Origin of the sequence: Enterobacter cloacae complex sp. SHL012, from assembly GCF_049237505.1 — a bacterium.
GTDB lineage: Bacteria > Pseudomonadota > Gammaproteobacteria > Enterobacterales > Enterobacteriaceae > Enterobacter > Enterobacter kobei.
In genome coordinates, this window is sequence record NZ_JBMKIZ010000001.1 from 1,569,370 (window position 1) to 1,583,419 (window position 14,050).

A 14,050-nucleotide genomic window follows, 5' to 3' on the forward strand; every position below is an offset into this window, starting at 1 on the left:
CCCGCGTCATCAGATAATGCGGTTGGTTTTGAGATCGCGCAGGAACCCGCCCCAGCGACGCTCATAAAACGGCGTGATGTGCTCGGTAATAAAATGGCTGATGCCCTTCTCACCTTTCGTCACCTGGCAGATATCAATCGGCTCGTCGCCCGGCAGCGTGTCGGTCGCCACGCTTCCCGCCGCCTGAATGATGTCGTCGATATCGCCATCTGCTTCAATACCGATCAGCAGCACCGGTTGCTCGTCAGCATTCTCTTTAATTGAGCAGAGGAATGCGCGCCTGACGGGCTTGAGCGTTTTGAAGAGCGTGGTCAGGGAATCAATCATCTGCGCGGGCGGCTCGGCCACTTCTGAGAGCAGCAGCGTTTCCCCCCCTTCCAGCACTTCCTGAGTGCTGAGCGGATTGCCCTCTTCACCCATCAGGTGACTGATTTCACGCGGGGTGAACTCTTTCCCGGTTGGCAGTTTGGCGTTGAGGAACAGGGTCTGGCCCAACGTCATTTCAAACAGCGTACGCACCGGCATCACCACGAATGCCTGTTCATCTTCCACAGCTTCCTGCAGCGCTTCCAGTGAGGTAAAGAACGGGATCACTGAAGAGCCGTCGTCTTTCTCCCAGTGCAGCAGATCCAGCGCGCTGTCTTCCACAACCTGCTCACCTTCCGCCGCGGTGCCTGGCACCCAGACGGTAGATTCCAGCAACGTGCGGAAAAATGCCGGACGGTGAGCGGGCTCGGTGGCCGCCTGTTCCAGCAGAGTTTCTAATTCGTTTTTGGTTTCGGACATAGTTTGGCTACTTCACAATTGCCCGGCGGCGCTACGCTTGCACGGGCCTACGGGTTTTGTAGGCCGGGTAAGCGTAGCGCCACCCGGCAAAAAAGGTTACTCAGCCGTCAGCAGGTTCGCCACGGTACGCACGCCCAGACCGGTCGCACCCGCGGACCACTGTTCTACCGCTGCTTTACGGTAGGTTGCGGAGCAGTCGATGTGCAGCCAGCCTTCGTGATAGTTCTCAACGAAGTGAGACAGGAAGCCTGCTGCGGTACTTGCCCCTGCCGGATACGCCGCGCTTGCGGTGTTATTCAGCTCGGCAAAGTTGGACGGCAGCTGGCTGCGGTGGAACTCGGCCAGCGGCAGACGCCAGAATGGCTCGTTTTCCGCCGCGGCGCTTGCCAGCAGGCGTGCGGCCAGCTTGTCATCGAAGCTGAACAGCGCATGGTAGTCGTTCCCCAGGGCGGTTTTCGCCGCACCGGTCAGGGTCGCCATGTCGATAATCAGCTCAGGTTTCTGCGCAGAGGCGTCAATCAGGCCATCAGCCAGCACCAGGCGGCCTTCGGCATCGGTGTTCATCACTTCAACATTTTTGCCGTTGCGATAGCGAATGATGTCGCCCAGCTTGAAGGCATTGCCGCTGACCATGTTGTCGGCGCAGCACAGGTAAAGCTTCACGCGCTTGTTCAGGCCGCGGGTAATCGCGAACGCCAGCGCACCAGTAATGGTTGCCGCGCCGCCCATGTCGGACTTCATGGAGTCCATGAACGCGCTCTGCTTCAGGCTGTAGCCGCCGGTGTCAAAAGTAATGCCTTTGCCGACCAGGCAGGCAAAGACAGGCGCTTCTTTATCGCCGGTTGGGTTGTAATCCAGCGCCAGCAGGACCGGAGGTCGCTCAGAGCCACGGCCTACGGTGTGGATACCCATATAGTTCTGCTCGCGCAGGTCTTCACCTTTGGTAATACGGTAGGACATTTTGTCGCCCGCCACGCCGCACAGCAGGTCAACGGCGCGCTGCGCCAGCTGCTCAGGACCTAACTCTTCCGCCGGGGCGTTGATGGTGTCGCGCACCCAGTCGATGATCTGCAGGCGGCTTTCCAGCTCTTTCTGACCTGCTTCGTCGAGGTTTGCCCACTCAATTTTGCGGGTGCCTTTCGGACCTTTGTACCCCGCCCAGAATGCCCAGCTGCGGTCGGTGTCCCAGCCTTCGCCTTCCAGCGAGACATGTTTGATCCCCAGACCGTCGATTTTGCGCGCGGCGCGCTGGATCAGGCCCAAATCATCGTTGCCCGTCAGGTGCAGGGTAATACCGTCGTTATTGATGCTGTAGCTGGCTTTCTCGCCCCAGCGCGCGTCGGCAGGCTGCGTAGAGAGCGTAATCTTCATCGCTTCGGTCATTTTATTTATCCTTATTAGCAAACGGGCCGCCTGAAGGCAGCCCGTTAAGTGATTTACTCTGCTTCATCTAACCAGACTAACAGAATCGCCTCCAGAATTTTTTCATTGGATGCGTTTGGATCGTCGTCGAAATCGTCTAAATCGCAGATCCACTGGTGCATGTCGGTGAATCGTACGGTTTTCGGATCGAGATCCGGGTTCGCGTCGTAGAGCGCTTCGCCGATCTCACGGCTGTCTGTCCACTTCAGTCCCATATTAATGCTCGCGTGCGTGGTTGATGGTGTAGCGTGGGAATTCCACGACCAGATCTTCGTCGGTCACCGCGGCCTGGCAGCTTAAGCGGCTGTCTGGCTCCAGACCCCATGCTTTATCCAGCATGTCGTCTTCGTCTTCGGTGCTTTCGGCGAGCGAGTCAAAACCTTCACGCACGATGCAGTGACAGGTAGTGCAGGCACAGGATTTTTCACAGGCGTGTTCCACTTCGATACCTGCGCGCAGGGCAACATCGAGAATGGTTTCGCCGGTCTTCGCTTCCAGAACAGCGCCATCCGGACAAAGGTCCGCATGAGGCAAAATAACAATCTTTGGCATATTAAACCTCGTCCACGGACTGGCCTTTCAGCGCGACGCGGACGGATTTGTCCATGCGGCGAGCGGCGAAGTCCTGGGTTTGTTTATCAACGTTTTTAATGGCTTCTTCTATTGCGTCAGCATCATTGCCCATGGCGACAACGCTTAAGTGCGCGGCAGCCTCGTCAATCACCTGACGCTCAGCGGCGCTTAACAGCGCGGCATCGGCATTGAGTGCACCGGTCAGGCTTTCCAGCACGCGTGCGGCTTCCACTTTCTGTTCCGCCAGCATACGCGCCTTCACATCCTGCTCGGCGTAGCTCATTGAGTCCTGAATCATGGAGGCGATCTCGCCATCGGTCAGGCCGTAGGACGGCTTCACCTGGATGGACGATTCCACGCCGGTGGATTTTTCCATCGCCGTGACGCTCAGCAGGCCGTCCGCATCAACCTGGAAGGTAACGCGAATATGCGCCCCGCCCGCTGGCAATGCCGGGATACCGCGCAGCGCAAAGCGCGCCAGAGAGCGGCAGTCCTGCACCAGTTCGCGTTCGCCCTGCATGACGTGGATGGACATCGCAGTCTGGCCGTCTTTAAAGGTGGTGAACTCCTGCGCGCGCGCCACCGGAATGGTGGTGTTACGCGGAATGACTTTCTCCACCAGGCCACCCATGGTTTCTAAACCAAGGGACAGCGGGATAACGTCCAGCAGCAGCATTTCACTGTCCGGCTTGTTGCCGACCAGAATATCGGCCTGAATGGCCGCGCCCACGGCAACCACTTTGTCCGGATCGATGGCGGTCAGCGGCGTGCGGCCAAAGAACTCACCTACACGTTCGCGCACCAGCGGCACACGGGTAGAACCGCCGACCATGACCACTTCCAGCACCTCGTCAGCCTCAACGCCCGCATCTTTCAATGCGCGACGGCAGGCCAGCAGCGTGCGTTTCACCAAAGGTGCGATCAGATCGTTAAACTGGTCACGGGAGATTTCACCCTGCCAGCCCGCCACGTTCACGGTAACCGTCTGCGCATCGCTGAGGGCAATTTTGGCGTCGATGGCGGCATCCAGCAGTTCACGCTGGACGCGCGCATCGCTGCGATCGGCAATCCCCGCCTGCTCACGAATGTAATCCGCCAGCAGATGGTCGAAGTCATCGCCGCCCAGCGCGGAATCCCCGCCGGTCGCCAGCACTTCAAATACGCCACGGCTTAAGCGCAGGATGGAGATATCAAAGGTACCGCCGCCGAGGTCGTAAACGGCAATCACCCCTTCCTGACCGGAGTCGAGGCCGTAGGCAATGGCCGCCGCCGTCGGTTCGTTCAGCAGGCGTAATACGTGCAGGCCCGCCAGACGGGCGGCGTCCTTGGTGCCCTGACGCTGTGCATCGTCAAAATAGGCCGGAACGGTAATCACCACGCCGTCGAGATCGCCGCCGAGCGTCGCCGTAGCGCGCGCTGCCAGCGCCTTCAGGATGTCCGAAGAAACACGGATCGGGTTCAGCAGACCAGCCTCGGTCGCGATCATCGGCAGGCCGTTTTCACTGGCCTGAAGCTGATACGGCAGATGCGGGTAACGGGTCTGAATATCGGCCAGCGAACGGCCCATCATGCGCTTAACCGAGCTGATGGTGTTGGCCGGATCGCGCGCGGCGTTGGCGCGCGCGTCGTAGCCTACCGCGTGACCCTGCTGCTGGTAGTGGACCACGGAAGGCAGCAGATGGCGGCCCTGCTCGTCAGCCAGCGTTTCCGCCTGGCCGCTACGCACGGTCGCCACGAGAGAATTGGTGGTGCCCAGGTCAATACCCACCGCCAGACGACGCTGGTGCGGTGCGGCACTTAAGCCAGGCTCACTAATTTGTAATAAGGCCATAATTGCTTCCGAAATTAAAAATCGAGCAGCTTTTCTTCGAGTTGTTCAGCACTGCTTCGCAGTTTATCGAGAAAACGGAGTTTGCGCACAGTGTCTGCCGCCACGTCCCAGGTCTCGTTGTTCAGTTGCTCCACCATCTGCTGATGGCGGGTATCAAACATACCCTTCACGCGCGTGATAAAGCTTTCCAGCCGCGCTTCGTCTTTGGCCTGTTCAATCTCATCCAGCTCTTCGCGCAGCTCCAGCTGTTCCATCAGAAACGCCGTATCGCGAACGGTATGCTGTTCGCTCGCCAGATCAAAACCGTGGAGCGAGAGCAGATATTCAGCACGCGCCAGCGGATGACGCAGCGTCTGCCAGGCCTGATTAATGGTGGCAGAGTGCGAAACTGCAGCCAACTGCTCGGCCTGCGTCCCGCTGGCGAATTTATCCGGATGGTACTGACGCTGCAAATCCTGAAAACGGACCGTCAGCGCCTGAAGATCGATCGGGTATTGAGCGGGTAGTCCGAAGAGAGTGAAGTAATCCATAACAATCTCAGGGGTAGCCTGTTAGAACAAACCCCACGCGCAGCAAAGCCACGGTGGGGTTTCGGATGACGCGCGGTTAAACGTGGAAGCTTTCGCCGCAACCACACTCGTCTTTGACGTTCGGGTTCGTGAATTTGAACCCTTCGTTCAGGCCTTCTTTGACGAAGTCCAGCTGAGTGCCGTTGAGGAATTGCAGGCTTTTGCCATCGACCACCACCTTCACGCCCTTGTCTTCAAACACGGTGTCATCAGACGCCGGCTCGTCAACAAATTCCAGTACGTAAGCCATACCAGAACAGCCGGAGGTACGTACGCCCAGTCGCAGGCCAAAGCCTTTACCACGGTTCGCCAGAAAAGAGCTTACTCGCGCGGCAGCGCTGTCGCTAAGGGTAATCGACATACTCAAACCTCAATTATTTTGCTTCACGTTTGCTTTTGTAATCCGCAATGGCGGCTTTGATCGCGTCTTCTGCCAGAATAGAACAGTGAATTTTCACCGGTGGCAGTTCGAGTTCTTCAGCAATATCCGTGTTCTTGATTGCCTGTGCTTCGTCCAGAGACTTGCCCTTCACCCATTCGGTGACCAGGGAGCTGGACGCAATGGCAGAACCGCAGCCGTAGGTCTTGAAGCGCGCGTCTTCAATGATACCTTCATTGTTGACTTTAATCTGCAACTTCATCACGTCGCCACACGCCGGTGCACCGACCATGCCGCTACCAACAGATTCGTCGCTGTTGTCAAAAGAGCCAACGTTGCGCGGGTTTTCGTAATGATCGATGACTTTTTCGCTGTATGCCATGATTGAATTCTCCTTATGTACCGATTAGTGATGTGACCATTCAATGCTGTTCAGATCCACGCCCTGCTTAAACATTTCCCACAGTGGAGAAAGGTCACGCAGACGGCCGATGGAGTTACGAACCAGCTTGATGGTGTAGTCAATCTCTTCTTCGGTAGTGAAACGACCTAAAGAGAAACGGATAGAGCTGTGTGCCAGCTCGTCAGTCATACCCAGCGCGCGCAGCACGTAGGATGGCTCCAGGCTTGCAGACGTACAGGCAGAACCGGAAGAAACGGCCAGGTCTTTGAGGGCCATGATCAGCGACTCGCCTTCAACATAGTTGAAGCTGACGTTGAGGATGTTTGGCGCGCCCTGCTCGAGATCGCCGTTCAGATACACTTCTTCCATATCCTTCACGCCGTCCCACAGACGGTTACGCAGCGTGCGCAGGCGTGCCATCTCGGTTTCCATCTCTTCTTTCGCAATGCGGTAGGCTTCGCCCATGCCCACGATCTGGTGAACAGGCAGCGTACCGGAACGCATGCCGCGCTCGTGACCGCCGCCGTGCATCTGTGCTTCGATGCGGATACGTGGCTTACGACGAACGTACAGCGCGCCGATCCCTTTCGGGCCATAGATTTTGTGGCCGGAGAAGGACATCAGGTCCACTTTCAGCTGGCTCAGGTCGATAGGCAGTTTACCCACGCTCTGGGTCGCATCTACGTGGTAGATAATACCGCGCGCACGGCACATTTCGCCGATGGTGGCGATGTCCTGAACGACGCCGATTTCGTTGTTGACGTGCATGATGGAGACCAGAATGGTGTCATCACGCATCGCTGCTTCGAGCTCTTTCAGGTCGATGATCCCGTTGCTCTGCGGCGCCAGGTAAGTCACTTCGTACCCTTCACGCTCCAGCTGACGGCAGGTGTCCAGCACGGCTTTGTGTTCGGTTTTGCTGGTGATAATGTGCTTGCCTTTTTTCTGATAAAAGTTGGCTGCACCTTTGATCGCCAGGTTGTCGGATTCGGTCGCACCGGAGGTGAAAACAATCTCACGCGGGTCGGCACCCACCAGGTCAGCAATCTGATTACGGGCGATATCAACCGCCTCTTCAGCATGCCAGCCAAAACGGTGTGAACGGGAAGCTGGGTTACCAAAGTTTCCGTCCAGGGTCAGACACTGCATCATTTTCTCGGCAACACGCGGGTCCACCGGCGTGGTTGCGGAGTAATCGAGATAAATCGGTAATTTCATTGCTCTATAAACTCCGTACATCGCTTCAATGCAAGGAATCAGGCAACCGGCTGGATGTACGACCGAGTACGCGGGGCGCGGTGCCCCGGCCTGATTCTGAAATACTTATCGTTTTATTACGCGCGCAGTTTGACGTCGATGGCGTCCTGCGCGCGGGTGCTGCGTTGGGAATCATGGCTGTGCTGACGGCCTGATACATCCAGAACTTCCTGGTTATTCACCAGCTCACCGAGGGTGATGTTGTTCAGGAAGCCGGTCAGACGGTCGCTCAGATCGCGCCACAGCGCGTGGGTCAGGCACTTATCGCCGCCCTGGCAGCCGCCTTTACCCTGGCAACGGGTCGCGTCGACGGATTCGTCAACTGCGCTAATCACTTCACCCACTGCAATACTGCCCGCGTCTTTACCCAGCAGATAACCGCCGCCCGGGCCACGAACGCTGGAAACCAGTCCATTTTTACGCAGTCTGGAGAACAGCTGTTCCAGATAGGAGAGGGAGATCCCTTGTCGTTCAGAAATATCAGCCAACGGAACCGGGCCCGCTTCGGAGTTGAGCGCAACGTCCAGCATCGCGGTCACGGCATAACGCCCTTTAGATGTCAGTCTCATGTCTTACTTAACCTCAAACTCGCCCCTGCCCGGGGTTTTTTATTGTAAAATGGGGGTATTGCATAGCAGGGCCAAGTCTGACATTCCTGACTAAAATGGTCAACTATTTACTTGACTGTTTTAGTCAGGTATTTAACCTTCTGTGCCGTATCCTTTTGCCCGGCGGCGCTGCGCTTGCACGGGCTACGGGTTTTGTAGGTCGGGTAAGCGAAGCGCCACCCGGCGAACAGACGACACTACTCTTTATTCTTCTGCTCAATCGACGCCAGAATGCCGCGCAGGATGTTCAGCTCCTGGCTTTCCGGGCGGGCGCGGGTGAACAGACGGCGCAGCTTGTTCATCACCTGGCCTGGATGGCCTTCACGAATAAAGCCGGTCGAAAGCAGCGTCTGCTCCAGGTGACCATAGAAACGCTCCAGGTCATCCACCAGCGGGTAGGCCGTCTCTTCTTTAGGCTCTACCTCTTTCTCCTGCGTCGCCAGCCACGCCATACGCACTTCGTAGGCGATCACCTGCACTGCCATCGCCAGGTTCAGCGAGCTGTATTCCGGGTTAGCGGCAATCGCCACATGGTAGTGGCATTTCTGCAGTTCGTCGTTGGTCAGGCCAACGCGCTCACGGCCAAACACCAGCGCAACCGGCGCCTGTTCTGCCTCAGAGGCACTCTTCAGACCGCATTCGCGCGGGTCCAGCATCGGCCACGGCAATGTGCGGGAGCGAGCGCTGGTGCCGACCACCAGGCTGCAACCTGCCAGCGCTTCGTCGAGGGTATCGACGATCTGCGCGTTGCCAATCACGTCGCTGGCTCCGGCGGCCAGGGCGATGGCCTGCGAGTCTGGCTTCACCAGCGGGTTAACCAGCCACAGGTTCGTTAAGCCCATGGTTTTCATAGCGCGGGCAACGGAGCCCATGTTGCCGGTATGCGATGTTTCGACCAGCACGATTCGAATGTTTTGCAGCATAATTTTTAGTGTCTGAATTCAGCGTCTGAAGAATATTCGGGCATATTATCATAAACGAGAGACATAATCCGATCCCGCTGCTATACTCTGCGCCGATTTTCCTGTTCTTTAACATCCAGTGAGAGAGACCGATGCATCCGATGCTGACCATCGCCGTGCGCGCAGCGCGCAAGGCGGGTAATGTAATTGCCAAACACTACGAAACGCCAGACTCCGTAGAAACCAGCCAGAAAGGCAGCAATGATTTCGTGACGAATGTCGATAAAGCCGCAGAAGCGATTATTATCGAAACGATCCGCAAATCTTACCCGCAGCACACCATCATCACCGAAGAAAGCGGTGAACATGAAGGTACCGATCAGGATGTTCAATGGGTTATCGATCCACTGGATGGCACCACCAACTTCGTCAAACGCCTGCCACACTTCTCTGTGTCTATCGCCGTACGCATCAAAGGCCGTACTGAAGTCGCTGTTGTGTACGATCCAATGCGTAACGAACTGTTCACCGCTACCCGCGGTCAGGGCGCACAGCTGAACGGCTACCGTCTGCGCTGCAGCAACGCTCGCGATCTGGACGGCACCATCCTGGCGACCGGTTTCCCGTTCAAGGCGAAACAGCACGCAACCACCTACATGAATATCCTGGGCAAACTGTTCACCGAATGCGCGGACTTCCGTCGCACCGGTTCTGCTGCGCTGGATCTGGCTTACGTGGCGACCGGCCGCGTTGACGGATACTTCGAGCTGTCTCTGAAGCCATGGGATTTTGCCGCGGGCGAGCTGATCGCACGTGAAGCAGGTGCCATCGTGTGTGATTTCACCGGCGGCCATAACTATATGTCTACCGGCAACATCGTTGCAGGTAACCCACGCGTCGTTAAAGCCATGCTGGCAAACATGCGTGATGAACTGAGCGACGCACTGAAGCGTTAATCGAGCGTATTATGCCCGGTGGCGCTACGCTTACCGGGCCTACAAAATCCCTCAGGTACGTCAGAAAGGCCGCAATCCCCTTCCCACCGGCACCGCGCTCATCCACATCGTCACCGCCGCCACCAGCAGAATCACCCCGCCCGCCAGCGCGAGCGTTGTCCATCCGACCTGTCGCCACAGCACCGGCGTTTTATTGCCGCTGAGTTTAACCGCCAGCTGACGGAAGCTGTGCACCAGCAACGCCAGCGAAGAAATCGTCAGTGACGTTCCAGCCGCCATCGCCAGCGCAGAAAGCATTCCCCAGCCAAACACGCCAATCACCTTGCTGAACAACAACACCATGACTGCCCCCGAGCACGGGCGCATCCCCATCGAGAGCACAATCATCAGCCGCGCACGCCAGTCATCACCGTTCTGTAGCTGTTCCTGCGTCGGCAGATGCTGATGTCCGCAGCCACAGTTTTCATCGTGAACGTGATGCGGCGTAAAAGTCCTGAATTGCGGTTTTTGCAGCAGCGCGCGCAGTTTTTTCAGCGCTCGCCAGCAGAGGATCAGCCCCAGCACGCCCACCAGCGCATAGCTCCCCTTTTCCAGCCAGAAGCTACTCATGTGCAGCTGCCGGGCTGGAAGCTGAAGAAGTGAAAGCACCACGACAACCAGCCCAATCGCCACGCCCCCCTGAAGCAGCGAGGAGGCCAGCGTAAGACCCATGCTCGATTTCAGCTTCGACGGATGGGTCGCAAGCCAGGTGGTGATAACGATTTTGCCATGCCCAGGCCCCAGCGCATGCAGCACCCCGTAGATAAAGCTGAACGCCAGCAGGGAACCGCCCGCTTTCGTTGGGTTCTCCGCCACCGCTTTCAGTAAACCACTCATCTGCTGGTTCACCTCGCGTTGCCAGATGATGCTTTTCATCATCACCTGCGGCCAGGCCTGCCACAGCCAGAGCGAACCGCCAATAGCTAACAGTATAAAAAGCGCCAGCGGCCAAAGATGAAGCCAGCGGCGAGATTTGCGGGACGGAGAAGCGATCACTGACATTGTAACGTCACCTCCTGCGCGAACTGTTTACCCAACTCCATGTCCTCCGGTGGCGCATCTTCTTTATCAAGAGAGACGGCAAAGTTCAGCGTCTCTTCGCTGGGCTTCGGGGTGTGAACCGCCATTTTGCAGGTTTTCTGCAACGAGGCCGGAAGCTGTACATCGCTCTCGTCGGCGTAGTGCATGTCGACGTAGTAGGTGGGGTCAAAAGTGGAAAAAGTATATTTTTGCCCTGCCAGCGGCTGCGGGTGCGCCAGGGGAAGGACGAACGTCAGCACCGCCTGATGCCCGTCGCGTGACATACCATACTCCGTGGGTCGGTTAAGAAACTTCACCTTCTGGCCGTTATGCCAGAACTCGGTGAAGTAGTGCTGACCCAGCACGTTAGCCATCACTTCCGCCGCCAGCTTTTTCCAGATTTCATCGCCGGGCTTCGCATTTCCCGCATCATAAAGCAGGTCAGCCGAGGTGATTTCATCCATCGTCCAGCGCATCTTCAGGCCACTTAACTGCGTGCCGTCGGTGACCAGTTCGGTTTTCAGGCTAATAAAACTGTGAGGATGTGCGCAGGTGGTGAAGGAGATAACCGCCAAAAATAACGCCATCGCACTGTGTTTAACTGTCTGCATCAATTCCTCACGTCAAAAATTCTGTGATGTTCTCCAGCAATCCTGAGTGAAAGGCCTGCCGGTGCGCTTTTCAGCCCCCATCCTTTAGCTATTCTTATCAAACATTCACACTGGATACCCGACAGATGATGACGACGCTTGAAATTCCATCTGTGCTTTCCAGTTCGCAGCGCCGTTGCCAGGTGCTTTTAATGCTTTACCTGCCCGATGCTGCCGTCACCGCACAGAGCATAATCGCAGCCAACGGCGTGGACGACGTCCTGGCACGGCAAGATATAGCCGAGACGCGCGATGAAATCCAGCGCTATCACCGGCTGGATATCGTCACGCACCACGACGGCAGCTACCGGATCGAAGGCACTGCCCTGAACCAGCGTTTATGCCTGCTGCACTGGCTGCGCAGGGCGCTCCGCCTTTGCCCGCAGTTTGTCTCGCACCAGTTTACGCCAGCGTTAAAAACCGCGCTTAAACAACACGGCATCGCGCGGCCACTTTACGACGATGCTAACCTGCGGGCGTTAATCAACTTCTGCTCGCGCAAGCTGCAGCGGCAGTTTGAGTGTCGCGACATCCAGTTCTTACAGCTCTACTTACAATACTGCCTTATCCAGCACCACCTGGGGAATACGCCACAATTTTCCCATGCCCAGCGCAGCTGGACGCAGTCGCGGGGAGAGTATTTTACGGCGCAGGAGATCGTCCGTCACTGGAAGCGGCGCGTTCCTCAGGGCGCGCATGTGGATGAGCAGTTGTTTCTGGCGCTGCTGTTTATGATGCTCCGCACGCCCGATCCGGTGCTCGATAAGCACCAGCAGGATGAGCGTTTGCGTCGCGCCATCGTGCGCATGGTGGCCCGTTTTCGCTCGCAGACCGGGATGAACTTCAGCGACGAGCAAGGGCTGACCGATCAGCTGTATATCCATCTGTCTCAGGCGCTGGACCGTTCCCTGTTTGAAATTGGCATCGACAACAGCCTGCCAGAGGAGATCCATCGTCTCTATCCCCGGCTGTTACGCACCACGAAAGAGGCGTTGTTTGAGCTGGAAGCGGAGTTTGGCCTGCGTTTTTCCGATGAAGAGATGAGCCTGGTCGCGGTGATTTTCGGCGCCTGGCTGATGCAGGAGTCCGATCTCCATGAAAAGCAGGTGGTGCTGTTGACCGGGGAAGATAAATCCTGTGAGGAGCTGATTGAACAGCAGCTGCGCGAGTTGACGCTGCTGCCGCTCAATATTCGCTATCTGACGTTGCAGGCTTTTCAGAAAGAGGGCGCGCCGCGCGAAGCCGCGCTGGTGGTCACCCCCTATCCTGTTGCCCTGCCGCTGTTCTCGCCGCCGTTGATCCACGCTGTTGAATCACTGAATGCGCAGCAGCAAGAGCATATTCGCGCGATGCTGGAGTCGTAGTTACGCGCGTGCGGCCACTTTTGGTCGAACAAACATCGCCGGTAGCGCCACCAGCGCCATTACCCAGAAGACGCCGTGCCCGAGGTGTTGATACAGGAAACCGGCAAAGACCGTCATCACCGCAATACTGCCGCCCATTGCTACCGCGGAATAGACCGACTGCAGACGAATCACATCCCCGCCCTCACGCGCAGCGATATAGCGCATCGCCGCCAGGTGACATACGGTGAAGGTGCCGCAGTGCAGAATTTGCGCCACGATCAGCCATGGCAGATCCGTCGTCCAGCCCATAATACCCCAGCGTGCCACGCCGCAAATCGCCGAAAGCAGCAGCAGATCGCGCGCGCCAAAACGGCGGAACAGCTTTTTGCTCAGGGCGAAAATAATGACTTCGGCCACCACGCCCAGCGACCAGAGATAACCAACCGCAGAGGCAGAGTAGCCCGCCCCCTGCCAGTAGATAGCGCTGAAGCCATAGTACGCCGCATGCGCCCCCTGAAGCAGACAGACGCACGCCAGAAAGCGCCAGCTCTGTGCGACCAGGCTCCGCCAGGCTGGCCAGCCCGCGCTCTCCTGATGGCGACTTTCTCCCTGCGGCATCACGGATGGACGTAACAGCATTCCGAGCAGCATCGACGCTATCCCGATGCTCAGCAGAGCCAGAATCGCACGGTAGTCGTAAAGGCTGACCAGTTTCCCCACCAGCGCGGAACCGATAACAAAAGCAATAGAGCCCCACAGGCGCACGCGGCCATAGTCCATGGTGATCTGCTTTTGCCAGGTGTTCGCCAGCGCATCCGTCAGAGGAACCAGCGGAGAGAAGAACAGGTTAAAGCCGACCATCACCACCATCAGCCAGGCAAACTGATGGCTTACCCAGAAGCAGGCGATAAAGACCAGGGTGAGCAGCGCGAGAATGCGTACAGCCTTGATCAGCAGAGAGGGATCGCTGACGCGCGGGGCAATCAGCAGGCTGCCAAGAAAACGCGCCACCAGTCCGGCCCCCAGCAGAACGCCGATGGTCTCTGGAGTCAGGCCGATTCCCTTGAGCCAGACGCTCCAGAATGGCAGAAAAATACCGTAGCTAAAGAAATAGGTGAAATAGCTGAGCGCCAGCCAGCGCGTGGAATGCAAGACCATGAATCCCTCCCGAAATGGAGGCCATAGTCTGGCGAGAATAGAAAAATTAAGCAAGTAGATAGCCTGCTATAAATTAACGAAAAATTAACATATCGTGCAGTCGTCAGGCTTATGGCAGGGAATGAAAATGTGTATTACGTTTAAATTACTC

16 protein-coding genes are annotated in these 14,050 nt (G+C 57.1%); 2 read left to right on the forward strand and 14 right to left on the reverse strand.

Features of this window, described 5'->3' with window-relative positions:
* Positions 1 to 9: 9 nt before the first annotated feature.
* From sseB to trmJ, 11 genes are all read right to left on the reverse strand, one after another.
* On the reverse strand, positions 10 to 786 hold the full coding sequence (sseB, locus tag ACOTY9_RS07345) for an enhanced serine sensitivity protein SseB (protein WP_014884823.1): 777 nt from the start codon (positions 784 to 786) through the stop codon (positions 10 to 12).
* Between the two features lie 96 nt (positions 787 to 882).
* Complete coding sequence (gene pepB, locus ACOTY9_RS07350; protein WP_023331086.1) at positions 883 to 2,169, reverse strand: aminopeptidase PepB; 1,287 nt, start codon at positions 2,167 to 2,169, stop codon at positions 883 to 885.
* Positions 2,170 to 2,222: 53 nt separating this feature from the next.
* The gene (gene iscX / locus ACOTY9_RS07355) at positions 2,223 to 2,423 is read right to left on the reverse strand and encodes a Fe-S cluster assembly protein IscX (protein WP_014171178.1); all 201 of its coding nucleotides are present in this window, start codon (positions 2,421 to 2,423) and stop codon (positions 2,223 to 2,225) included.
* Between the two features lies 1 nt (position 2,424).
* The gene (gene fdx, locus ACOTY9_RS07360) at positions 2,425 to 2,760 is read right to left on the reverse strand and encodes an ISC system 2Fe-2S type ferredoxin (RefSeq protein WP_003860652.1); all 336 of its coding nucleotides are present in this window, start codon (positions 2,758 to 2,760) and stop codon (positions 2,425 to 2,427) included.
* A gap of 1 nt (position 2,761) precedes the next feature.
* Entirely contained in the window at positions 2,762 to 4,612 is a 1,851-nt protein-coding gene (gene hscA / locus ACOTY9_RS07365; RefSeq protein WP_014884825.1) for a Fe-S protein assembly chaperone HscA, read from the reverse strand.
* Between the two features lie 14 nt (positions 4,613 to 4,626).
* Complete coding sequence (gene hscB, locus ACOTY9_RS07370; protein ID WP_003860657.1) at positions 4,627 to 5,142, reverse strand: co-chaperone HscB; 516 nt, start codon at positions 5,140 to 5,142, stop codon at positions 4,627 to 4,629.
* 76 nt (positions 5,143 to 5,218) lie between these two features.
* Positions 5,219 to 5,542, reverse strand: coding sequence for an iron-sulfur cluster assembly protein IscA (gene iscA / locus ACOTY9_RS07375; protein ID WP_003860659.1), 324 nt, complete (start codon positions 5,540 to 5,542; stop codon positions 5,219 to 5,221).
* A gap of 13 nt (positions 5,543 to 5,555) precedes the next feature.
* A complete protein-coding gene (gene iscU, locus ACOTY9_RS07380) occupies positions 5,556 to 5,942 on the reverse strand; it encodes a Fe-S cluster assembly scaffold IscU (protein ID WP_003860661.1) in 387 nt (128 codons plus the stop codon).
* Between the two features lie 24 nt (positions 5,943 to 5,966).
* Positions 5,967 to 7,181, reverse strand: coding sequence for a cysteine desulfurase (gene iscS, locus ACOTY9_RS07385; RefSeq protein ID WP_008502157.1), 1,215 nt, complete (start codon positions 7,179 to 7,181; stop codon positions 5,967 to 5,969).
* 116 nt (positions 7,182 to 7,297) lie between these two features.
* Positions 7,298 to 7,789 carry a Fe-S cluster assembly transcriptional regulator IscR gene (iscR, locus tag ACOTY9_RS07390; protein WP_008502158.1) on the reverse strand — a complete coding sequence of 164 codons (492 nt, stop codon included), beginning with the start codon at positions 7,787 to 7,789 and terminating at the stop codon, positions 7,298 to 7,300.
* A 236-nt stretch (positions 7,790 to 8,025) separates the two neighbouring features.
* Positions 8,026 to 8,751 (reverse strand): tRNA (cytosine(32)/uridine(32)-2'-O)-methyltransferase TrmJ, encoded by a 726-nt coding sequence (gene trmJ, locus ACOTY9_RS07395; protein WP_348565334.1) that lies wholly within the window; start codon positions 8,749 to 8,751, stop codon positions 8,026 to 8,028.
* 131 nt (positions 8,752 to 8,882) lie between these two features.
* On the opposite strand from trmJ, the gene suhB reads away from it, so the two are divergent.
* Positions 8,883 to 9,686: an inositol-1-monophosphatase gene (gene suhB, locus ACOTY9_RS07400; RefSeq protein WP_003860668.1), complete on the forward strand. Its 804-nt coding sequence runs from the start codon at positions 8,883 to 8,885 to the stop codon at positions 9,684 to 9,686.
* A 60-nt stretch (positions 9,687 to 9,746) separates the two neighbouring features.
* Here suhB and ACOTY9_RS07405 read toward each other — a convergent pair whose 3' ends face one another.
* A complete protein-coding gene (locus ACOTY9_RS07405; RefSeq protein ID WP_348565333.1) occupies positions 9,747 to 10,727 on the reverse strand; it encodes a nickel/cobalt transporter in 981 nt (326 codons plus the stop codon).
* Positions 10,718 to 11,356 (reverse strand): DUF1007 family protein, encoded by a 639-nt coding sequence (locus ACOTY9_RS07410; protein ID WP_014884828.1) that lies wholly within the window; start codon positions 11,354 to 11,356, stop codon positions 10,718 to 10,720. Before ACOTY9_RS07410 ends, ACOTY9_RS07405 begins: the two co-directional genes overlap by 10 nt.
* Positions 11,357 to 11,481: 125 nt before the next feature.
* Between ACOTY9_RS07410 and csiE the strand changes: the two genes are divergently transcribed.
* Positions 11,482 to 12,759: a stationary phase inducible protein CsiE gene (gene csiE, locus ACOTY9_RS07415; protein WP_023337632.1), complete on the forward strand. Its 1,278-nt coding sequence runs from the start codon at positions 11,482 to 11,484 to the stop codon at positions 12,757 to 12,759.
* Here the strand turns inward: csiE and ACOTY9_RS07420 are convergent, their stop codons facing one another.
* Entirely contained in the window at positions 12,760 to 13,899 is a 1,140-nt protein-coding gene (locus ACOTY9_RS07420) for a 3-phenylpropionate MFS transporter (protein ID WP_050862350.1), read from the reverse strand. It lies immediately after the preceding gene.
* Positions 13,900 to 14,050: the final 151 nt, after the last annotated feature.

Coding starts and splice junctions, on each gene's coding strand:
- hscA (WP_014884825.1), bottom strand. CDS start 4,612: ATGGCCTTATTACAAATTAGTGAGCCTGGCTTAAGTGCCGCACCGCAC.
- suhB (WP_003860668.1), top strand. CDS start 8,883: ATGCATCCGATGCTGACCATCGCCGTGCGCGCAGCGCGCAAGGCGGGT.
- sseB (WP_014884823.1), bottom strand. CDS start 786: ATGTCCGAAACCAAAAACGAATTAGAAACTCTGCTGGAACAGGCGGCC.
- ACOTY9_RS07410 (WP_014884828.1), bottom strand. CDS start 11,356: ATGCAGACAGTTAAACACAGTGCGATGGCGTTATTTTTGGCGGTTATC.
- iscU (WP_003860661.1), bottom strand. CDS start 5,942: ATGGCATACAGCGAAAAAGTCATCGATCATTACGAAAACCCGCGCAAC.
- ACOTY9_RS07420 (WP_050862350.1), bottom strand. CDS start 13,899: ATGGTCTTGCATTCCACGCGCTGGCTGGCGCTCAGCTATTTCACCTAT.
- fdx (WP_003860652.1), bottom strand. CDS start 2,760: ATGCCAAAGATTGTTATTTTGCCTCATGCGGACCTTTGTCCGGATGGC.
- csiE (WP_023337632.1), top strand. CDS start 11,482: ATGATGACGACGCTTGAAATTCCATCTGTGCTTTCCAGTTCGCAGCGC.
- iscR (WP_008502158.1), bottom strand. CDS start 7,789: ATGAGACTGACATCTAAAGGGCGTTATGCCGTGACCGCGATGCTGGAC.
- trmJ (WP_348565334.1), bottom strand. CDS start 8,751: ATGCTGCAAAACATTCGAATCGTGCTGGTCGAAACATCGCATACCGGC.
- ACOTY9_RS07405 (WP_348565333.1), bottom strand. CDS start 10,727: ATGTCAGTGATCGCTTCTCCGTCCCGCAAATCTCGCCGCTGGCTTCAT.
- iscA (WP_003860659.1), bottom strand. CDS start 5,542: ATGTCGATTACCCTTAGCGACAGCGCTGCCGCGCGAGTAAGCTCTTTT.
- hscB (WP_003860657.1), bottom strand. CDS start 5,142: ATGGATTACTTCACTCTCTTCGGACTACCCGCTCAATACCCGATCGAT.
- pepB (WP_023331086.1), bottom strand. CDS start 2,169: ATGACCGAAGCGATGAAGATTACGCTCTCTACGCAGCCTGCCGACGCG.
- iscX (WP_014171178.1), bottom strand. CDS start 2,423: ATGGGACTGAAGTGGACAGACAGCCGTGAGATCGGCGAAGCGCTCTAC.
- iscS (WP_008502157.1), bottom strand. CDS start 7,181: ATGAAATTACCGATTTATCTCGATTACTCCGCAACCACGCCGGTGGAC.